Source organism: uncultured Reyranella sp. (assembly GCF_945957355.1).
Taxonomy (GTDB): domain Bacteria; phylum Pseudomonadota; class Alphaproteobacteria; order Reyranellales; family Reyranellaceae; genus Reyranella.
The window spans coordinates 201,276-222,034 of the sequence record NZ_CAMFKM010000005.1; the positions used below are offsets into that span (position 1 = coordinate 201,276).

General features: G+C 66.8%; 19 protein-coding genes. 15 read left to right on the top strand and 4 right to left on the bottom strand.

Annotated elements, in window-relative coordinates; genetic code table 11:
- Window position 1 precedes the first annotated feature (1 nt).
- The 11 genes from Q0Q48_RS10680 (at window position 2) to Q0Q48_RS10730 (ending at window position 10,841) form a co-directional block, all read left to right on the top strand.
- Window positions 2-1,387, top strand: coding sequence for a GH1 family beta-glucosidase (locus Q0Q48_RS10680; RefSeq protein WP_295137257.1), 1,386 nt, complete (start codon window positions 2-4; stop codon window positions 1,385-1,387).
- Window positions 1,384-2,328 (top strand): glucokinase, encoded by a 945-nt coding sequence (gene glk, locus Q0Q48_RS10685; protein WP_295137259.1) that lies wholly within the window; start codon window positions 1,384-1,386, stop codon window positions 2,326-2,328. Before Q0Q48_RS10680 ends, glk begins: the two co-directional genes overlap by 4 nt.
- Window positions 2,328-3,434: an SbmA/BacA-like family transporter gene (locus Q0Q48_RS10690; RefSeq protein WP_295137262.1), complete on the top strand. Its 1,107-nt coding sequence runs from the start codon at window positions 2,328-2,330 to the stop codon at window positions 3,432-3,434. Before glk ends, Q0Q48_RS10690 begins: the two co-directional genes overlap by 1 nt.
- 18 nt (window positions 3,435-3,452) lie before the next feature.
- Window positions 3,453-5,963, top strand: a complete 2,511-nt coding sequence (locus Q0Q48_RS10695) for a cation-translocating P-type ATPase (protein ID WP_295137627.1) — start codon at window positions 3,453-3,455, stop codon at window positions 5,961-5,963.
- Between the two features lie 85 nt (window positions 5,964-6,048).
- Window positions 6,049-6,297 carry a ChaB family protein gene (locus Q0Q48_RS10700; protein ID WP_295137264.1) on the top strand — a complete coding sequence of 83 codons (249 nt, stop codon included), beginning with the start codon at window positions 6,049-6,051 and terminating at the stop codon, window positions 6,295-6,297.
- The gene (locus Q0Q48_RS10705; protein ID WP_295137266.1) at window positions 6,294-7,121 is read left to right on the top strand and encodes a universal stress protein; all 828 of its coding nucleotides are present in this window, start codon (window positions 6,294-6,296) and stop codon (window positions 7,119-7,121) included. Before Q0Q48_RS10700 ends, Q0Q48_RS10705 begins: the two co-directional genes overlap by 4 nt.
- Window positions 7,100-7,864 (top strand): L,D-transpeptidase family protein, encoded by a 765-nt coding sequence (locus Q0Q48_RS10710; RefSeq protein ID WP_295137268.1) that lies wholly within the window; start codon window positions 7,100-7,102, stop codon window positions 7,862-7,864. The genes Q0Q48_RS10705 and Q0Q48_RS10710 overlap by 22 nt, the downstream gene beginning before the upstream one ends.
- A gap of 52 nt (window positions 7,865-7,916) precedes the next feature.
- Window positions 7,917-8,447: a hypothetical protein gene (locus Q0Q48_RS10715; protein ID WP_295137269.1), complete on the top strand. Its 531-nt coding sequence runs from the start codon at window positions 7,917-7,919 to the stop codon at window positions 8,445-8,447.
- 100 nt (window positions 8,448-8,547) lie between these two features.
- Complete coding sequence (locus Q0Q48_RS10720) at window positions 8,548-9,027, top strand: Hsp20/alpha crystallin family protein (protein ID WP_295137271.1); 480 nt, start codon at window positions 8,548-8,550, stop codon at window positions 9,025-9,027.
- 36 nt (window positions 9,028-9,063) lie between these two features.
- On the top strand, window positions 9,064-10,047 hold the full coding sequence (locus tag Q0Q48_RS10725; protein ID WP_295137273.1) for a zinc-dependent alcohol dehydrogenase family protein: 984 nt from the start codon (window positions 9,064-9,066) through the stop codon (window positions 10,045-10,047).
- 98 nt (window positions 10,048-10,145) lie between these two features.
- Window positions 10,146-10,841, top strand: a complete 696-nt coding sequence (locus Q0Q48_RS10730) for a CBS domain-containing protein (RefSeq protein WP_295137275.1) — start codon at window positions 10,146-10,148, stop codon at window positions 10,839-10,841.
- Between the two features lie 23 nt (window positions 10,842-10,864).
- Here the strand turns inward: Q0Q48_RS10730 and Q0Q48_RS10735 are convergent, their stop codons facing one another.
- A complete protein-coding gene (locus Q0Q48_RS10735; protein WP_295137277.1) occupies window positions 10,865-11,560 on the bottom strand; it encodes a YbaY family lipoprotein in 696 nt (231 codons plus the stop codon).
- A gap of 185 nt (window positions 11,561-11,745) precedes the next feature.
- On the opposite strand from Q0Q48_RS10735, the gene Q0Q48_RS10740 reads away from it, so the two are divergent.
- Window positions 11,746-12,375 (top strand): hypothetical protein, encoded by a 630-nt coding sequence (locus Q0Q48_RS10740; protein ID WP_295137279.1) that lies wholly within the window; start codon window positions 11,746-11,748, stop codon window positions 12,373-12,375.
- Between the two features lie 4 nt (window positions 12,376-12,379).
- On the opposite strand, the gene Q0Q48_RS10745 is transcribed toward Q0Q48_RS10740, so the two are convergent.
- Both Q0Q48_RS10745 and Q0Q48_RS10750 read right to left on the bottom strand, forming a co-directional pair.
- Window positions 12,380-13,069 carry a protein-L-isoaspartate(D-aspartate) O-methyltransferase gene (locus tag Q0Q48_RS10745; protein WP_295137281.1) on the bottom strand — a complete coding sequence of 230 codons (690 nt, stop codon included), beginning with the start codon at window positions 13,067-13,069 and terminating at the stop codon, window positions 12,380-12,382.
- Between the two features lie 49 nt (window positions 13,070-13,118).
- A complete protein-coding gene (locus tag Q0Q48_RS10750) occupies window positions 13,119-13,556 on the bottom strand; it encodes a universal stress protein (protein WP_295137283.1) in 438 nt (145 codons plus the stop codon).
- A gap of 169 nt (window positions 13,557-13,725) precedes the next feature.
- Between Q0Q48_RS10750 and groL the strand changes: the two genes are divergently transcribed.
- The 3 genes from groL to Q0Q48_RS10765 all read left to right on the top strand — a co-directional run bounded on the left by groL (window position 13,726) and on the right by Q0Q48_RS10765 (window position 17,106).
- Complete coding sequence (gene groL, locus Q0Q48_RS10755; protein ID WP_295137285.1) at window positions 13,726-15,351, top strand: chaperonin GroEL; 1,626 nt, start codon at window positions 13,726-13,728, stop codon at window positions 15,349-15,351.
- Between the two features lie 10 nt (window positions 15,352-15,361).
- Window positions 15,362-16,489 carry a hypothetical protein gene (locus tag Q0Q48_RS10760; RefSeq protein ID WP_295137287.1) on the top strand — a complete coding sequence of 376 codons (1,128 nt, stop codon included), beginning with the start codon at window positions 15,362-15,364 and terminating at the stop codon, window positions 16,487-16,489.
- Between the two features lie 98 nt (window positions 16,490-16,587).
- Window positions 16,588-17,106, top strand: coding sequence for a host attachment protein (locus Q0Q48_RS10765; RefSeq protein ID WP_295137289.1), 519 nt, complete (start codon window positions 16,588-16,590; stop codon window positions 17,104-17,106).
- A 39-nt stretch (window positions 17,107-17,145) separates the two neighbouring features.
- Here Q0Q48_RS10765 and Q0Q48_RS10770 read toward each other — a convergent pair whose 3' ends face one another.
- Window positions 17,146-20,733: an autotransporter domain-containing protein gene (locus Q0Q48_RS10770; RefSeq protein WP_295137291.1), complete on the bottom strand. Its 3,588-nt coding sequence runs from the start codon at window positions 20,731-20,733 to the stop codon at window positions 17,146-17,148.
- Between the last annotated feature and the right edge of the window lie 26 nt (window positions 20,734-20,759).

Here is a 20,759-nt window from a genome sequence, read left to right on the forward strand (position 1 = left end):
GATGGTCAGTCTTCCTTCCGCATTCGGCGGCCCGGCCGTGCCTTCGGTGGCGAGCCGACGTCTGTTGCGACCCGACTTCCTGTGGGGCGTCTCGACGTCGTCGTATCAGATCGAAGGTGCGGCCCGGGAGGATGGTCGAGGTCCCAGCGTCTGGGACGGCTTCTCCCACGAGCCCGGGAGGATCGCCAACGGTGACACCGGGGACGTTGCCTGCGATCATTACCATCGCTATGCCGAAGACATCGCCCTGATGCGCGACCTGGGTGTCGGCGCCTATCGTTTCTCGATTGCCTGGCCGCGCGTGTTGCCGGAAGGACGGGGCGCCGTGAACGAGGCCGGGATCGCCTTCTACGACCGGCTTGTCGACGGGCTGCTGGCCGCGGGGATCGAACCCTGGGTCTGCCTGTACCATTGGGACCTGCCGCAGGCGCTGCAGGATCGTGGTGGCTGGGTCCATCGCGACAGCGCGGGCTGGTTCGCGGACTATGCCCGTCTGGTGGCGAGCCGGCTGGGCGATCGCGTGAAGCGATTCGCGACCTTCAACGAGCCGGGCGTCTTCACGCTGTTCGGTTACGCCTTCCGCTGGCATCCCCCGGCAGTCGACGATCCGTCGCAGCACCATGCCGCGATCCATCATGTGAACCTGGCGCATGGCGCGGCGATCGACGTGCTTCGGGCCTATCTTCCCGGTGCGTCGCTCGGAACCATCTGCAACATGCAGCCGGTGCGCCCCGTCGATCCGACGGCCCAGGATCGGGCGGCGGCCGCCCTGCTGGACGAGTACTGGAACCGGGCCTTTGCAGATCCGCAGGTTCGCGGTGCCTATCCCAAGGCGCTCGCCGAGCGCGTCGCGCCTTTCGTCCAGGACGGCGACATGGAGCGGATCCAGCGTCCCATCGACTGGCTGGGCATCAATCACTACTCCCCGATCTACGCCAGGGCCGACGCCGCGTCGCGACTGGGCTTCGCCTGGAGCGACGCGCCGGCCGACGTCCCGCGCTCGCCGATCGGCTGGCAGATAGATCCCGACGCCTTCAGGGATACGCTGCTCGACGCCTGCGATCGGTATCGGCTTCCGATCTACGTGACGGAGAACGGGGCCGGTGCGGACGAGACCGGCGACGCAGCGGGGGCCGTGAACGACGTCGAGCGCATCGACTACCTCTCGCGCTACGTGGACGCTCTGGAAGAGGCCGTCACCTACGGCGCCGACGTGCGCGGCTATTTCGTCTGGTCGCTGCTCGACAATTTCGAGTGGGGCGCGGGATACGCCAACCGCTTCGGCCTCGTCCGCGTGGACTACCCCACGCAGCGGCGCACCCCCAAGGCCTCGGCCCGCTGGTACAAGGCGACCATCGCTGCCCAGGTTCGCGGCATCGTGCCATGAGTTGCCTTCTCGCCGATGTCGGAGGCACGCGCACCCGCTTCGCCTTGCTGACGGACGGGCAGGTGGGTCCTATCGAGTCGCTGCGCACCGGCGCCTATGCCAGCATGCATGATGCCGCGCATCACTTTCTCAACGGGCAGCCGGACGGGACGATCGTGGAGCGCGCGGTGATTGCTGCGGCAGGTCCCGTCTCGGGCGGGCGCTGCAAGCTCACAAATGCACCCTGGACGCTCGACGCCGAAAGCCTCCGCCAATCGCTGCGTCTTCGCTCGGCGCGTCTGGTGAACGACCTCGAGGCGCTGGCCTGGGCCGTGCCGCACTTCGGTGACGAGGATTTGGCTGTCGTCGGCGAGGGAAGTGCGCCCGTGGGCGAGCCCGTTGCAGTGATCGCGCCGGGCACGGGGCTCGGCCTCTCCTGTTATTTCCCGGGCACGACTCCGCGGACAATCGCCAGCGAAGCCGGGCACGCGACGCTCGCGGCGAGCGATGCGGGTGACGCCGCAATCCTGGAGATGCTGCGCACGCGCTTTGACCATGTCTCTGCGGAACGCGTCCTGTCGGGGGCCGGACTGGTGAATCTCGACGCGGCGCTCGCGACGAGGGACGGCCACGATCCGGCTTGGCCAACGCCCGAGGATATCGTCCGGGGTGCCCTGTACGGCTCGGCGCCACGCCATGGGGCCGTGCTCGAACTGTTCTGTGGCTTCCTGGCGTCGTTTGCAGGCGACATGGCGCTCACTTTTGCCGCCCGCGGCGGCGTGCTGATCGGCGGAGGCATCGCGCCTCACATCGTCCCGCTTCTTCGCAACCCGTCGTTCCGGACGCGCTTTGCCGCGAAGGGCCGCTTCGCCGGTTACGTCGAGCGGATTCCGATCGCCGTCATCGTCCGGCCGGAACCAACTTTCCTTGGCCTGGCGGCGCTGGCGGCCCGGGGCGACTGATGAGGACCGACGATGGCGTGTCGGCTGTCGGTCCGCGGCCTCTCCGGCGCTTCTGGCACACCGCCCTCGGGTTCGGCCGCGGCAAGGGCTCCTGGGTGCCATGGACGCTGATCGGGCTGCTCATCCTCTGTGTCGTGGCGCAGCTTCTGGTCCAGTATCGACTCAACATCTGGAATCGCGACTTCTTCGACGCCTTGGAAAAGCGCAATGGCACCGGGATCCGCCACCAGACCTATCTGTTGCCCGGTCTCGCGGCCTGCAGCATCTTCCTCGCCGCCTTCGCCGTCTGGGCGCGCATGACCTTCCAGCGAAGGTGGCGCGGCTGGCTCACCGCGCATCTGGTCGGGCTGTGGCTCGAGGACGGCAACTATCGGCGTCTGGAGGCGGGGAGCGATGAGCCCCAGCTCGCGGAGTACCGAATCGCCGAGGACGCGCGCATCGCCACCGACGCCCCGATCGATCTCGTGACTGGCCTGCTTGCGTCGGTGCTGACGGCCGCGACGTTCGTGGTGGTCCTGTGGACGGTGGGCGGCTCGATTGCCATCGGGCCTGCGCGCCTCGGCCTGGAATTGCCGGGCTATCTGGTGTTCGCCAGCATCGTCTACGCCATGCTCACGACGGGAGCCATGGTGTTGGTCGGACGCCGCATGGCGCACGTCATCGAACGGAAGAACCAGGCCGAATCGGAGCTGAAATTCGCAGTCGCCCGGCTTCGTACGGCGCCGGCCGGTGCGACGGGTGCCGGCGCGCAGGCGAGGCCCGTGAGCTTCGCGCTGGACGAAGTGATTCGAAATTGGCGATTGCTATGCGGTCAGCACGTGCGGACCACGCTGGTTTCATCCGGCAACACGCTGCTGGCGCCCATCATCGGTCTCATCCTCTCCGTGCCCAAGTATATCGACGGTTCCCTGTCGCTCGGCGAAGTCACCCAGGCCGCAGCGGCGTTCGCGGCGGTTCAGATTGCGTTCAACTGGCTGGTCGACAATTATCCGCGTCTGGCGGAATGGGCGTCATCGGCCAGCCGGGTGGGCGTCCTGCTGCTGGCGTTCGACCGGCTGGGCGCACCGCGCCGGCCCGTGGCGACGGAGGCTGCGTCCGGGAGATGATCTTTGTCCCGATCTGAGATGGAGACGACGGGGGCTTCGTGGCAGGCGGGCCTCTCGCAGGCGGACGCACAAGCGCGCTTGCGGGAAGAAGGGTTCAACGAACTGCCCACGGGCGACGGCCGGGGCATCCTGCGCATCGTCGCCGATGTGCTGAAGGAACCGATGTTCTCGCTGCTGCTGGCGGCGGGCGCCATCTACCTGCTGCTCGGCGATCTCGGCGAGGCGATCGTGCTGCTCGCCTTCGCCACGCTGTCCGTTCTGATCACGGTCGTTCAGGAAACCCGCAGCGAGCGCGTGCTGGCGGCCTTGCGCGATCAGGCGAGCCCGCGCGCGCTGGTGATCCGCGACGGCGAGCGGCGACGCATTCCGGGGCGCGAGGTCGTGCGCGGCGACACGATCGTCGTGCTCGAAGGCGACCGCATTCCGGCGGACGCGGTCGTCGTGTCGGCCAGCAGTCTGGTGGTCGACGAATCGCTGCTCACCGGTGAATCGGTTCCCGTCAGCAAGACCGCCGGTGACACAGGGGCCGCCATTGCGCGCCCGGGTGGCGAGAACACGCCCTACCTCTATTCGGGCACTCTGGCCGTACACGGCGAGGGCGTTGCGGTGGTACGGGCGACAGGACCGAACAGCGAGCTTGGCCGTATCGGGCAATCGCTGAAGGCGATCGCGCCGGAACCCCCGAGGCTGCAGGTGGAAACCCGTCGGCTCGTGCGGATCTTCGCGACGGTGGGAGCCGTTGCCACCGTGGCCGTCGTCCTCATCATCGGCCTGACAAAGGACGACTGGCTGCAGGCCGTGCTGGGCGGCATCGCGCTCGGCATGTCGCTCCTGCCGGAGGAATTCCCCCTGGTGCTCACGGCCTTCATGGTCATGGGCGCGTGGCGGTTGTCGCGCGTGCGGGTCCTGACGCGTCGCGCTTCCGCCATCGAGATGCTGGGGGCCGCGACGGTCCTGTGCTCCGACAAGACGGGCACGATGACCCAGAACCGCATGACCCTGGCGGAAGTCCGCACGCTCGGGACGACCTGGCGGACCGGGCAGGGGGCGCCCGGCGCCGAGGCCGTCGCCCTGATCGAGGCGGCCCGGCGCGCCAGTTCGCCCGAGCCTTCCGACCCGATGGAAAGGGCCATTGCGGCCGAGGCAAGCAGTACGGCGGGCGGCAAGCTCCTGCGCCGCTACGGTCTGCAACCGACGCTGCTGGCCATGAGCCATGTCTGGCAGGACGAGGATGGCGGCCGGTCCGTGGCGACGAAGGGGGCGCCGGAGGCGGTTGGCGCGCTCTGTCGGCTCGACCCAGCGGGGGAGGCGTGGCTGCACCGGGCGGTCGAGGACATGGCCATTGAAGGCATGCGCGTGCTGGGTGTCGCGCGGGGACGGTTGCCGGACGGCCTCTTGCCGGACGCGCAGACGGGCTTCGATCTCGAATTCCTGGGTCTGGTCGGCTTCGCCGACCCGCTGCGCGAGAACGTGCCGCCGGCCATCCGCGAATGCCGCTCGGCGCAGGTCCGGGTCGTCATGATCACCGGCGACTACCCGGCAACGGCCCGCGCGATCGCCGAGCGGGCAGGTCTCGATGCCGGCCAGACGGTCGACGGACCTTCGCTGGAGAGGCTGGACGAGGCGACCCTTCGGGAGTCCATCCGCACAACCAACGTGTTCGCCCGCATCATGCCCGAGCAGAAGCTCCGCCTCGTGCAGGCGCTCAAGGCGGACGGCGAGGTGGTGGCGATGACGGGCGACGGGGTGAACGATGCACCGGCGCTCCGGGCCGCGCATATCGGCGTGGCGATGGGTGGCCGCGGCACCGATGTCGCGCGCGAAGCGTCCGCCATCGTCCTTCTCGATGACGATTTCGGCTCGATCGTGCGGACGATCCGCCTGGGACGTCGCATCTACGACAATCTCAGGAAGGCGAGCGCGTACATCGTGGCGGTACACATACCGATCGCCGGTCTCGCGCTGCTGCCTTTGCTGTTCGGCATGCCGTTCATGCTCAGTCCGATCCACATTGCATTCCTCGAGATGGTCATCGATCCGGTCTGCTCGATCGCCTTCGAGGCCGAGGCGGAGGAACGCGATCTGATGCAGCGGCCACCACGGGCGGCGGCCAGCCGCCTGCTGTCGCCCGGGATGATGGTCTTCAGCCTGCTGCAGGGCGCGCTGGCCCTCGTTGCCCTGGCCGTCGTACTGCTGGTGGGGATCGGCCGGGACATGCCGACCGATGAGCTCCGTGCCCTGATGTTCACTTCCCTCGTCCTGATCAACGTCGGGCTGATCGTCGTGAACCGCTCCTTCTCGTCGTCCTTGTCCGCGGCCCTGCGGCGTCCCAACATGTTTCTGTGGTTACTGTTGTCGCTGGTCGCCGGGGTATTGACGGTCGCGCTGACGTGGCCGCCGGCGATGGATCTCTTCCGGTTCGGGCCGCTGCACGCCGACGATCTGGGCGTGACGCTGATCGCAACCGTGGGCCTTATTCTTGGCCTGGAAGCGCTGAAGCCGTGGTGGCGGCGCAGTCTGCGGAGCTGACTGCCCGACGTTGAGATAGGTCAAGGCGCCGCGGTGTCGTCGCCAGCATGGTTCACAGGCTGCCATCAAACGGGTCGCGACGGATATGCTCTACCTCTCCAACGCCAACCTGCCGATCTCGGTTCGCCAGCAGCTTCCGCTGCGAGCACAGGATATCTACCGGGAAGCCTTCAACGAAACGTGGGCTCTCCATGATGGCGAGGCGGGACGCGAAGAGCATGCCAGCCGTGTGGCGTGGGCGGCCGTGAAGCAGCGCTATCACCTCGTGCCGGGTGGGCAATGGCAGCCAAACCCGTCCCATGACCGGCCTGGCCACAAGGAGGAGTGGTTGTGACGTACAGGACAGTCATGGTGTCGCTCTCGCCCGGTCGCGATTGCCGGGGCGTGATCGGCACGGCGATGGAGTTCGGCCGGCAGTTCGGTTCCGTCCTGCTGGGCCGTGCGTTCTGCCGGCCGATCCACTGCATCTGTGGAGACTATTCGGTGCCAGCGGCGCTGTTCGAGGAAGACCGGAAGCAGATCGACCGACACCTTCAGGCGGCGGAAGCGGAATTCCGGTCGGCGGTGGCGCCGTACGACAAGCCCGTCGATTGGAAAGGCGAGAGCAGCATCGAGGCGTTGCCGGAGCGTTTCGCCCGCGAGGCCGCTGCGGCCGACATCGTCTTCGCGGGGGTGCCCAAGGCCGGCGAGCTGCCCGATGCAACGCGGCAACCCGACGTCTGCGAGCTGGTGATGCAGGCGGGGCGTCCGGTGTTGCTGGTGCCGGAGTCATGCCGGACCGCGAAGTTCGATCGGATACTCGTTGCCTGGAAGGACACGCGGGAGGCCCGGCGCGCCGTGGCCGATGCCTTGCCCCTCCTGATCAAGGCGCGGAACGTCCTCGTCGCCGAGATCTTCTCGCCGGACGACGAGGCCGCGGCGCGGGAGGGCGTGGCGCGGGTCTCGGGCTGGCTCGCCCGTCACGGCATCGCCGTGGAACAGAAGGTGGTGCCCGCCGAGATGGCAAACGCATCGCAGCTCACGGGGCTGGCGCGGGAGTACGGCGCCGACCTGATCGTGGCCGGTGCCTACGGCCACAACCGCCAGGGGCGCTGGACGCTTGGCGGGATCACCAGCGAGCTCCTGTCGGGTAGTCGATGCGTTTTTCTCTCGCACTAGCGAGGCTGGCCGCCGTCCTCGCCCTGTCGCTGGTCGCAGGCTGCGCCACCGCTCCACCGCCGGCATCCTCTTCCGTGGTACCATCACCATCGGTACCGCCGGTCTCGGAACTCGCGGCGGCGCTGCAGGGGATCGGCATCACGGTGCCGCCGCGCGGCAAGCTGGTCGTGGTCAACATTCCGTCGTTCGAACTCGTGGCGCTCGAAGATGGGAAACCGGTCCTGCGCAGCCGCGTCGTCGTCGGCCGGCCGTCGACTCCCACGCCCGAACTCTCGACGGCGATCTGGGCGGTCACGTTCAACCCGTCCTGGACACCGACGCCGGCCATGATGCGCTGGGAAGGCGCGCGTCACATGCCGCCCGGTCCCCAGAATCCGCTCGGTCGCATCCTGTTCGAACTCGACAACGATCAGCTGATCTTCCTGCACGACACCAATGATCGAAGGTACTTCGAGCGCCCCGTCCGGGCGTTCAGCCATGGATGCGTGCGCGTGGAACAGGCGCGCACCCTGGCCGCCTGGGCGCTCGACGTCACGGAGGCCGAGATCGACCGGTCGATCGCACGCGGTGGGACTCACCGGGAGCTTCTGCCGGCAGTCATTCCGGTTGCGCTGGTCTATCGCACACGATTTCCGGACGATGACGGCCGCCTGCGCGACTATCCTGACCTCTACAGGCTGCAGACTGCCGCCGCCGTCTCGCTCGGCGAGGGCCTTCCGGGGACGTGCCTGGGCCCGCTATAGGCTGATTGCGGTATTCATCGAGTGCTGCCCCGATGCACCACCGGAGGGAGCCATGCCTGATTCAAAGATCATCGACATCCGGATCTCCGATATCCGGCAGCTCTTCAACTCCCTCGATCCGTCGCCCTTTCATGAAAGGGATCTCGACCGTGAAGCCGAGGAGTTCATCGTGGGATGGGCGGATGAGTATCCGCTCCAGAGCCCGCTCGAACTCGTCATCCGTGTCCCGCAGGAGCAGCTCGACCAGGCGCGGCAATCGAATATCCAGCAGGCGGTTCACAACTATTTTGCCTACCGTGCGGTGGCGAGCGCGAGGCGTATCCGGTTCCAGCTTCGCGAAGGCCGCTTCGCCCTCGTGATCGGCCTCGCGTTCCTCGCGACCTGCATCCTGCTCCGTCAGCTTGCCGGTTCGATCACGCCCGCGCCCCTCCAGCAGGTCTTCCGGGAAGGCCTGTTGATCCTGGGCTGGGTGGCGATGTGGCGCCCGCTGCAGATATTCCTCTACGACTGGTGGCCGGTCCGCCATTACGGCCGCCTCTATCGAAAGCTCGCCACGATGAAGGTGAGCGTTCTCGCCGTTTAGGCAGGCGGTTGGTCTCGCGTTTGATCTCCGTCAAGGGCTGGCAACCTGCGGGCGGGTAATGTGGTTTTGCAACCACAGCGAAGCCGGAAAGGAGGTTCCTATGACAGATGCAAAGTCCCTGACGACGCCGCGTAGCGCACTGCCGTTCGGCGGCGATTTTGACCAGGTTTTCAACCGCATGATGCGCGGCTGGCCGTTCGGCTGGCCCGAAATGGCGCCCAGCTCGGCGCCGAAGGCACTGCAGGTCTTCGATCACGTTCCCAAAGTCGAGGTGAAGGAAAACGGCAAAGCCTACACCGTGACGGTCGAACTGCCCGGTCTCGACGAGAAGGACGTCAAGGTCCAGGTTGAGGACGACGTCCTCACCATCTCCGGCGAGAAGAAGGTCGAGCAGACCGACGACAAGACGCACTACACGGAGCGCAGCTACGGCTCCTTCACGCGCGCCTTCACGCTGCCGGCGGATGCCGACCGCGACGGGATTTCCGCAAAGTTCGCCAAGGGCGTGCTGGAGCTGGAAATCGCCAAGACGGCCAATCCGCCGGCCCAGGTCAAGCAGGTCGCCATCAAGGGCGCCTGAGGCTCCGTTCACTCCGAAGGAAGAGGGAGTCCGTCCTTGAAGGCCATGGTTCTCTCTTCCCCTGGCGGGTCGCTCCAGCTCGAGGAGCGGCCCGACCCCCGGCCCGGCCCCGGCGACCTGCTGATCAGGGTCGAGGCCTGCGGCGTATGCCGCACTGACCTCCACATCCTCGATGGCGACCTCTCGGGAATCCGGCATCCGATCGTGCCCGGCCATGAGATCGTGGGCATCGTCGAAGCCGTGGGCACCGGCGTGCCGGCGATGCGCCTGGGCACCCGCGTCGGCGTGCCGTGGCTGGGCGGGACGTGCGGCCATTGTCCCTACTGTGCGTCGGACAGGGAGAATCTATGCGATCGCCCGGTCTTTACCGGCTTCAGCAGGGATGGCGGGTTCGCGACCCATGTCGTGGCCAGTGCGGACTTCTCCTTTCCGCTGAAGGGCTTCGATGACCCGGTGGCCGCAGCACCCCTGCTGTGCGCGGGACTGATCGGCTGGCGCTCCCTCAAGTTTTGCGGCGATGCGCACCGCATCGGCCTCTACGGCTTCGGCGCCGCCGCCCACATCGTCGCCCAGGTTTGCCGATGGCAGGGCCGGGAGGTCTTCGCCTTTACGAGGCCGGGAGATTGCCCGGCGCAGGCGCATGCGCGCTCGCTGGGGGCAGCGTGGGCCGGGGGCTCGGATCAGGTCCCGCCGCAGCCTCTCGACGCGGCCATCCTATTCGCACCCGTCGGCGACCTGGTGCCGGCAGCGCTGAAGGCCGTTCGAAAGGGCGGGCGCGTGGTCTGCGGCGGCATTCACATGAGCGACATACCGGCCTTTCCCTACAGCCTGCTCTGGGAAGAGCGGCAGATCCTTTCGGTCGCCAACCTCACGCGCGAGGATGCGAGGGAGTTTCTCGCCCTGGCACCGATGGTGCCGGTGAAGACGACGACGACGGTTTACCCGCTGTCGGCTGCCAACGAAGCCATTGCCGACCTCCGCTCGGGCGCCTTCCAGGGCGCGGCGGTGCTGGTGCCCTGAGGTCCCGGCGGCGGCCGCAGGCCTTTGACTTGGCGCAATGCGACCGTGCGCACCCTGACAGACCCTGCACCATCAGTTCGAGAGAAAGGAACGGGGATATGCGCGCCAAGGACATCATGACCGAGAGCATCGTCTGCGTGAACGTGAAGGAAACGGTATTCGACGCCGCCGAACTCCTGCTCGGGGCCGGGGTGAGCGCGGCGCCAGTCGTCAATGACCAGGGCAACGTCCTTGGCATCGTGAGCGAGGCGGACCTCATCCATCGCGCGGAGATCGAGACGGCCCCGCGCAAGTCCTGGCTGCAGCGTCTGCTCGGCAGCGAAGCGGCGGCCGCCCGGGATTTTGTCTCCACGCACGCCCGCAAGGTCGCGGACGTCATGACCCGCGAGGTCGTCACCGCCAGCGACGAAGCCACGCTGGGCGAGCTGGTCGAGTTGATCGAGAAGCACCACGTCAAGCGCATCCCGATCGTGCGGGACGACAAGCTCGTCGGAATCGTCAGCCGCGCCAACCTGCTCGGCGCGCTGCTGTCGCGCGAGCCGGAGGGTACCGTCGGACTGCCCGACGACAAGCAGCTCCGCCAGGCCGTGGTGGCTGAGTTCGACAAGCAGGCCTGGAAGTCGCGGTGGCCTGTGAATGTCGTCGTCAGCGACGGCGTGGTCCATCTCTGGGGCTTCGTCGAAGGTGAGGAAGTCCGCAAGGCCTATCGCGTGGCCGCGGAGAACGTTCCTGGCGTGAAGAAGGTCAGGAGTCACCTGCGCTCGATTCCCGCCTCCGTTGGCATGGGCGTCTAGGGCGGATCGCCAGGCGCCTTGGCTCAGGGCTTTTCGAGGACGAGGACGACCGGGGCAAGGAGTTCCCGGTCAGTCAGGATGCGAGGACCCGGCAGCCGGTACTGGACCTGATGGGACGCGATCAGCCGCGCCGTGAGGACCAGCTTGCGCCCCTCGGGCGAGAACTTCCCGGGCAGGCGCAGGGAGAAGGGAATCGGGACCTGCCAACCGCTGCGCACCACCTGCTCGGCGAGCAGTTCACCCTCCGCCGAATGCGCGATGTCGTACAGTTGGATCTGCAGCTCGACACCCCGCGGTAGCGGGGTCTTTTCGGCCAGTGTTGCCGCGCCGCTGACGATCGTCGCCGGCGGCAGGGCATCGCCCAGCTTGGGCATCAGGTGGCTGGCATAGAACATCAGGGCCTGGCCATTGGCATCGAGCACGCACGTGAAGCGGAACGGGACCGAGGTGCCGTTCCGGCGGTGCCGGGATCCGGTTCCCGTCACCGTGGTCATGATCGGCTGGACGCCCACCGCCTCGTCCGTTCGTTCGATCGAGAGCCAGGGAAGACCGTCGAGGGCGAGCAGGCCGAAGGCGGCGTCCGACTGCCTCGTCTCCAGACCGGCCTTCCCCGCACACCGGGAAAGCATCGGAGTGGAGATGTCGCCCTCCGGTGCCGCCAGCGCGGAATGGGCGATGGAAGCGGCGAGCACCGCGGGGAGAAGCCGTTGGATGAACATTGGGCGCCCCTCAGCAGGCGAATGGCGGAATTCCACGCCTCAGCCTGCCTGCATTTCGGGCCGCTTCATTGACCTGCATCAACCGATGAAGCCACCCGCCGTTCGGGTGTCGGTTTGATTTGGATCAGCTCTGGTCCCGCCGTTCCCGGCTAACGTGGGATCGAACGCGGAAAGGATCCTTCATCATGCAGGCTCTGCGGCGGATTGTGCGAACGGCCCTGATGGCCGGCATCGTCACCGGGCTGTGCTTCTCCCCGGCTCTTGCGGGCGACATCGACGCGAGCGCCGGCTGGACCCCGGAGCAGGGCGTCGACCCGCCCAGCTACGCGATGATCGAGCCGCGCAGCCGCAACCTCAATCTCGACGTCGTGGTGCTGGCCTGCGAACAGGCGGACGACCGCCGCATCCTGCAGCTCCAGCTCTACCTGACGAACGACGGTCCCCTGATGCCCGATGGCGTGACGGCGGGACGGGCGAAGCGCGACCCTCGTGCCGAGATCGTCATCGACGATCATGTCTTTCCGGTCGGCCTGCTGTTCGCCGAAGACCATGTCGTGCTGAGCGACGAGACCCGGGAGATGTTCCCGGGCGTTTCGGAGCAGCTGCTCGACGCGATCGAGCAGGGAACGACGATGAGGCTGAAGTTCGATCTCGTCGCCGAACCGGCCGGGCAGCCTGCTGCCTTCGAGGGCGAGGCGGTGGTCGACCTTCGGGCCGGCCCTGCCGGAACACGCGGCAAGGCCGTTGCCGCGGTGCGCCGCTGCGCCACGGGGCCGGCACCACAGAACCTGGCGCTCGCGAGCCCGCGCCGCTGACCCTTCAGGGGAGGTCGACGGAGCCTCGCGTGTCGCCTTCGGGCCAACCCTGTGCGCCAACGAGGGGAACGAACCGGACCGGCTCGAGGTGATCCATCCTGTCGTGGCCGTTGCCTGCGCGGATCACCCGAACGAGCATCTGCCCTTTGTCCTTGTCGGCCACGGGCATGACCAGACGTCCGCCCGGGCGGAGCTGGGCCCGCAGCGAGGGTGGGATGCCGGGCCCGTGGGCGGTGGCGACGATCGCATCGTAAGGGGCGGCACGCTCCAAACCCAGCGTGCCATCGCCTTCGACCACGTCCACGCTGCCGTATCCCAATCGCCTGAGCGTCTCGCGGGCTGCCTTGGCCAGGGCCGGAATGCGCTCGATCGTGTGCACGGCGCGGGCGATATGGGCGAGAACGGCGGCACCGTAGCCGGAGCCCGTGCCAATCTCCAGCACGCGCTCGCCTCCCTCCAGTCCCAGCGCCTCGAGCATCGCCGCGACGATGTAGGGCTGCGAGATGGTCTGCCCTTCGCCAATGGCGAGTGGCTGGTCGGAGTAGGCCGCCGGACGGCATGCCTCGGGCACGAAGGCTTCCCGCGGAACGTGAAGCATGGCGTCGAGGACACGCCTGTCGTGAACGCCCCGGCCGGCAATCTGGTCGCGAACCATGCGTTCGCGGGCCTCGAGATACGGATTGATCCATTTCATCGCAGCATCCTCCGCCCGCCACAGCCTGGGCCGCGGCGGCAGCCGATCCTCAACGATAGACGAGGACCGGTATGGAACTGTGGGTGAGCACCTTCACGGTCTCGCTTCCCAGAAGCAGGGCAGCGGCGCCACGGCGACCGTGCGAGGCCATGGCGATCAGATCGCAGCCCTTCTCCGCCGCGGTTTCCGTGATGGCCTTGTACGGCATGGCATGCTCGACGTGGATGGCTTCGCATTCCACGCCGAGCGCCTCGGCCTGCTCCGTCGCGACGTTCAGGTAGTGTCTAGCGGCATCCCTGGCATGCTTCTCGTAGGCGGACCGCGTGTCCGCGAGCTGTGTGCTGTCCATGGAGAAGACGTGGAATGGCTCCATGACGGTGATCACGGTGACCTTCGCGTGAGCGTCGTGAGCCAATTGCAGGGCTTTCTGAATGGCCGTCGTGGAAAGTGCCGAGCCATCCGTGGGAATGAGGATGTGCTTGAACATGTCCCGATCCTCCCGATTGCAACTATAGAATGATATCGTGGCTGGGAAACTCGCCTTTTGACCTGGATCAATCCCGCCGGAGGCGGGCGCGGGTTGACATGGATCAGGTCGGGCCAGGGCGATCGGGGCTAGCCTGTACCCACAAGCAGGTTCGAACCGGAGGACAGTCATGGCTTTCAAGCATGTGATGTTCCGTGCGGCCGCGCGGGAGAAAGTGCTGCGCGGCGCCACCCAGCTGGCCGATGCCGTTCGCGTCACCCTCGGACCCAAGTCGAAATCGGTCCTCATCCAGAAGAGCTGGGGAGCGCCGCTGGTCTGCAACGACGGGGTGACCATCGCCAAGGAAATCCAGCTCAAGGACCCGGAGGAGAACCTCGGCGCGCAGATGCTCCGGCAGGCGGCGGAGCGGACCGCCGAGGTGGTGGGCGACGGCACGTCGGGCTCGACGATCCTGGCGCACGCGATGCTCGCCGACGGCGTGCGCAACGTGACCGCCGGCGCGAGTGCCATCGACATCAAGCGTGGACTCGATCGCGCTGTCCGCGCGGCTGTCGGCGCGCTGAAGCAGATGTCGCGGCCCGTGACGACGCGGAAGGAGAAGGCGCAGGTCGCAACCATCTCCGCCCACAACGACGTCGCGATCGGGGAGATGGTCGCGGACGCCATGGAGAAGGTCGGCAATGACGGTGTCATCACGGTCGAGGAATCGAAGACGACGGAGACGGTTCTCGAGGTGGTCGAGGGCATGCAGTTCGATCGGGGCTTCCTGTCGCCCTACTTCATCAACAATCCGGAGAGGATGGAGGCGGCATTCGAGGATGTGCGTATCCTGATTTGCGATCACAAGATCGCCGCGCTGAAGGACATGCTTCCGCTTCTCGACCAGATGGTGAAGACCGGACGGCCTCTGCTGGTGATCGCCGAGGACATCGAAGGTGACGCGCTTGCCACGCTGATCGTCAACGGATTGCGCGGCGCGCTGCGCTGCTGCGCGGTCAAGGCGCCGGGGTTCGGGGACCGGCGCAAGGCGATACTCCAGGACATCGCCGTCCTGACCGGCGGCAAGGTCATATCGGAGGAACTCGGCCTCAAGCTGGAAAGCGCATCGATCGAGGATCTCGGGATGGCCAAGCGTGTCGTCGTTGATAAGGATCGCACGACGATCGTGGGCGGCGGCGGCGCCAAGGCGGCCATCGAGGCCAGGATATCGGCCATCCGGCGCGAGATCGAGGCGTCCACCAGCGACTATGACAAGGAGAAGCTGCGCGAGCGGCTGGCCAAGCTGTCGGGCGGCGTTGCCGTGATAAAGGTCGGCGCGCCCGCCGAGTCCGAGATGAAGGCCAAGAAGGAAGCGCTCGACGACGCCATCAGCGCCACCAAGGCGGCGGTGGCGGAAGGTATCGTTCCGGGAGGCGGCCTCGCCCTCCTGCGCTGCACCGAGGCCGTCGCGGCCGAGGAGTCCGGGGCAGAAGGCGACGAGCGGACGGGCATCCAGATCCTGAAGCGTGCCCTGGAGGCGCCCGCCCGCCAGATCGCCGAGAACTCGGCCGCGGACGGCGGTGTCGTGGTCGCACGGATGCTGGAATCGAAGGGCAACCAGGGGTTCGATGCGGCCCGCAAGCAGTATGTCGATCTCGTAGAGGCCGGCATCATCGATCCCACCAAGGTCGTGCGCATTGCCCTGGAGAACGCCGTCTCGGTCGCCAGCATCCTGCTGCTGAGCGAGGCGACCATGACCGAGATCGCCGAACCGAAGAAGGAACACGAACGGGAAGTCGAGGCCGGCTTGATGTAGGGCTCCGCAGGTGACGTCTCTCGTGGACGAGACGGGCGTGGCCGCAATGGGCGTAGCCGCAACGGGCAACGCCGATCTGCACGTCCGCTTTCATGCGGCCTCTCCCATCACCTTGCACGATCGGACATGCTGGCGCACCGACGGCAACAGCCCGGTCCGGCTCGCCCGGGACTCGGCCGTGGCGTTCTTCTCCCATTACGACCCCATCGGGCACACGCTGAGGCGGGTCGGTCGGCGGGACCTGGTATTCGACGAGCCGCCCGTTGCGGTAACGTTCCGTGACGATCCCGAGCCTCGGATCGGCAAGTGGATCGAAGCCGTCTGGCAGGAGCCGGGCGGCCTCCTTCATGGGTGGTTCCACGCCGAAACGCCGGCTTGCGGCACCGGGAAGCACTTCATGCCCCATATGGGCCGAGCCAGGTCGGAGGATGGTGGGTTGACGTGGCGCCATGGCGGCGATCTCCTGCGCCTGCCCTCCGAGCGTGCCGACTGCTCGTGGCGGAACGGATTCTTCGCCGGCGGTTACGGCGACCTCAGCGCGCTGCCGGATCGCGCCGGCCGATCGATCTATGTCTTCTTCTCCAGCTACCATCCCAACGAGTCGGCGCAGGGTATAGCCGTGCTGCGCCTGCCGACCTCGGACCTCGCGGCGTGGCCCGAACTCTGGACCGGGAAGGGTTGGTCGGCCGACGACAGGCTGCCGCCCAGGCCGATCTGGCCGATACGGCGCGGTTGGCGTCACGCCGATCCCGACGGTTTCTGGGGGCCGGCGCTGCACTACAATCGCACGCTCGATGCCTTCGTCATGCTGCTCAACCACACCGCCGGCGGCGCCGGTGATCTGGTGCAGGAGGGCATCTACGTCAGCCTGAGCCGCGATCTGGCGGATCCGGAATCCTGGAGCCGGCCGCTGCAGATCGTGCGGGGTGGCGCCTGGTATCCGCAGGCCGTCGGGTTGGAAGAGGGGGACGGAGATACCATGGTCGGGGGCGTCGGCCGATTTTTCATGGCTGGTTTCTCGGCCTGGACGATCGAGTTTTCGCGGGCCGTCGGCGAACCGCCGGCCGCCCGGCCGTTGACCTGTACGAAGCAGGATTTCGCCGCGCTGTTCGGTGCCGACCGTCGGTGCCCGTGGTGATCGGCTCGCGTCGACGATTGACGCAGATCAAGTACATCGGTCCCCGCGGGCATAGTCTTTCGCGAGAACCGCTTCTTCCGCCATTCACTGAGAGGCGAATGATCATGGCCACGCGAATCACCAAGACATGGATCGTCGTCGCGGATGGCGCCCGCGCCCGCATTTTCAGTCCGGACAGAAAGTTGGGAAAGCTCGTTCCCGTCGGCCCTTCCGACCTGGTGGCACCGGCGAGCCGGCAGCGGACGCGCGACCTCAAGAGCGACCGGCCCGGCCGCGGTTTCAGTGCCGCGCGCAGCGGTGCCCGGCATGCATTCGAGCCACCGCATGACTACCACAAGCTCGAGAAACACAAATTCATGGCGACACTTGCGGGGGTGCTGGAGGAAGCCCGCGGCCGCGGTGACTTCGACGATCTCATGCTGGTGGCGCCCCGCCGCAGCCTCGGTGAGTTGCGCGGCCTCCTGGCGAAGCAGGTGCTGGACTGCATGAGCCACGAAGTGGCCAAGGACCTCACCGGCGAGCCGCCCAGCAGCCTGCGCCGTCGGTTGCAGCCGTTGCTCACCGGCAAGCTGGGTTCGCCACCCAGGGTTACCGCCGCCGACCTCAAGCGCCGGTGACGCCCGGCGGCAATTGCAGGTCGGCCAGATCCCCTCGACTCACCAGGTCATGCGCACGCCGGCTGTGAGGCCCTGGCTGCCGTCCGTTCCGGCCAGCGTGCCTTCGTAGCGCAGGTAGAGCGAGGTCGCGTCGGCGATGGCGGTGCTGGCGGAGAGGCCCAGCAGGACGCCGTCGCGGACCGGCGAGATGCCGAAGGTTGTGAAGGCCGATGCCGGCGCGCCCGCCAACGCGGCCGTCACCGGTCGGCCGACATCGGCATATTCGTGGCTCCAGCCCAGCCGGAACCGCATCGCCAGCCTGTCCCGCCAGCCCATGTCCATCGACGCCCCCAACTGCGCGCCGATCACCGAGCGCAGCGAGTTGGTCGTCTGCTGTGCGACCGAGAGGTTCAGCGACTGCGCTCCGGTCTCGCTGAAGCCGTTCTGGGTGCCGGTATAGGCCTGCACTCGCGCGAACGGCTTGATGAAGGCATCGGCCCCGGTGCCGATATCGAAGCTATAGCCGGTCTCGAGCTGGCCGAAGAACTGATTGGCACCCGTCTGACCGAAGGCAGTGCGCGCCGCCAGACCCGGGATGAGGATCTGCCGCGTCATGCGATTGTTGCTGTAGGCGTAGCCGATCAGGCCGTCGGCATAGAACGGCCCGCTGGCATAGTTGCCGTAGAGACCGGCCTGCACAGTGTCGCTGTTGCCCTGGCCGCTGAAGCCCGAGACCCATTGTGTGCCGCCGCTGTAGCCCAGGGTGACGCCCGCGCGGAAATTCTCGGTGAAGGCGCGGTCGAGGCCGGCGGCGAACCCGCCCGCATTGTAGGTGACGGCGCCCTGCGGGGTGCCGGCGCCAATCGTGCCGAGGCCGCCGATCGCGCCGCCCCAGGCGCCCCAGCGCGGCGTAGCCGCCTCATCGCATGCAACGTCGCATGCCTCGGCAAGCGCCACGCGGGCGCTGCCCGACGGACCGCCGCCGGTCGCCTGGCTGGCAAAATTGTTCATGAAGAACTGCGCGCCCTGCACCATGGCGGAGGAGAAGCCTGCATAGTTGGTGCCCGACAGCGCCGTCAGGATCGGTTGGACCTGCGCCGGTGACAGCGCGGCCAGCGCGCCCAGCACGGTGGCATAGTCACCGGTCGCGGTGGCGGCCGTGTTGTCCAGCACGCTCGCAACCGCCTGCTGCTGCGGCGTGAGCGCCGCGGTGGCGAAGCCGCCGATTTGCAGGGTGAGATAGACGTTGTTGGCGTCGTAGCTCAGGCTCGGCAGAAGGAACGGCGAGCTGCTCGTGACGCTGGAGAAGCCGCCGCTCAGTCCGACGGCGGCTTGCAGGATCGTATAGGTCGTACGCGGCGCATAGCCTCCGCCCTGCACCTGCGCAAGGACCGAGCCGGCGAGCGAGGCGGTGCCCGTCGCGCCGGTGACGTTCAGTCGACTCGCCTGGCCGGAGGAGGACACCGCGACCTGGAACGCGCCGGTCGGGGTCTGCGTGTACCTGCCGTTCACCGTCATCGTGCCGTACGGCGTGCCCGGCGCCACGGTGCCGGTATTGGCAAGTGTGCCGGTGAAACTTCCGGTGCCCGACAGAGTGCCCAGGTTCGCGAACGCGCCGGCAAGGGTTCCGTTGTTCAGGAACGAGCCGGTGTTGAGTACGTCGCTGGTCATGGCGCCTGTATTGACGGCGATGCCATGGTTCAGGAATCCGGCGCCGCTTGACGATTTGAAGGAGCCGGCGTTGCTCAGCATCGACCCGCGGGCGACCGAATAACCGCCGGTCGTGTTGAACGACGCGCCAGACGCGATCGTGAGGTTGCCGATCATCGTGCCGGTGAGGTTGAGGGTGCTGCCGCCAAGGACCGACGTGCCGCCAGTGTAGAAATTATCGCCGGCGAAGGTCTGCGTGCCGCCGGCGATGGTTACGCTGCCACCAATTCCCGGATACTCGCCGCCGTCGAGGATGTTGCCGGAAAACGTGCTGCTGCCGTCGGTGATCTTGAGATTCTGGCCGCCGAGATTGACCCATCCGGTGCCCCTCAAGTCCTTGATGCTGACCGATGCCCATGCACGTGAAATGTCGAACACGCCGTTGCTCTCCACGCTGTTCGAAGCGGCGATGCTGCCCGGCCCGGAAATCAGCAGCATCCCCAGTTTGTCGCCAGTGCCGTTGATCTTCGTCTCGCCGGTATAGGTGTTGGTGGCGCTGAGCTGTACGGCAGCTTCCTTGTCGATGGTGATGCCGCCGGCGCCGGAAATGACGCCGGCCAGTCCCAGTGGAACGTTGTCCTTGGTGACGACGAGGGGGCCTGAGGCTGTCGTCTCGAGATTGGTGGCCGTGACGAAGAACCGCGTATAACCGGTCACCTGGTCGGTCAGGTCGAACATCACCGAATTCTGCATGAAGAACGGGATGCCTATCGTGTTGGTCTCTCCCTTCCCGTCGACATAGAAGTTGGGTTTGCCGACGAGGGGGGCCTTCACCGTCGGCAGGCCGGCGATCGGCATCTCGTCCGGTGTCAGGCCCGTGATCGAGATCGTGCCTCGGAGCGTTTCCGAGAATTCCTTGGTCAGGGAATAATACTTGGTCCCGGTATCCAACAGCGTGAAAGTCTTCGCGGTCGTCGTGCCACCGTCCGACACGGTCACTTTGAAATACATGGCGTCCGTCGGTGCCGAGTTGTTTCCGGTCGAACCACCGTAGGGATTGGGAAAGGCAGGCGCCGGGCTGGATGACGTCGGCGTCACCCACGGGATCAAGCCGGGAGCCGAACCTGGCGTCGGCATCGCAACCGGCGCGAACTGGCCGATGATTTCCGGTGTCAGGCCCACCGTCACGCACGGATTACATGACGTCAGGCTCCGGGTCGTGCCGCCGATCGAGACCTTAGCGTTCGGAGCTGCGGACGGATCTGCCGGATCGCCCTGGCCGTTGGCGGCGACGACGAAACCCTGGCGCGCCGCGCCCGGCATGATCGCCTGTCCGAGCACGCCGCCGGCAACGTAGCAATTCGAGCCGCTGCAGGAATTCTTGTTGAGCAGGTCGACGGAGATTCTGGAGCCGAACACGCCGTAGAACAGCCCTTCCTGTACCGGCAGGTCCTTCGTTGCGGGGTCAAGGAAATACTGCGGAAAGAAGTCCAACGTCGGCGGGTCGGTCTTTGGATCCGAGTATATGTAGGCGGCATTGACCTGAAATCCCTGCCCTGTCCCGCTGGGGGTGGTGAGCGTCGCGGCCGGTGCCGTTTCCGTCGTCGTTACCGCTGGCGCATAGAAGCTGAGCGTCGGTATCAGCTGGATGTTGCCTATGTAGCCCCGGCAGTCGCTGCTGGTGCTTCCCGAATAGCAGAGCTTGATGTTGTTGCCGTTGGCAAGGGGAGAAGCCGGAACATACGATGTATATTGCGAAAAGTTGCCCCACGTCTTGGGATCGAAGGCCGCATTGAACAGCGAGGACCCGGTGTCGAACAGATAAGGCCTCGGCGCGCCGCCGTTGATGCCGATGTTGATCGAGAGACGCGCGGCGCCGGATTGGGCGTCGAAGACGTAGCTCAGGGGGATATCGGCGGAAGACTGGCCGAAGGCTGATGAGAATTCACAGCATACCAGCATTGCCAGCCCACAGATCAACGCGATGTGCTTACGCATACTTCCCCCAGCCTCGTCCCCGATTG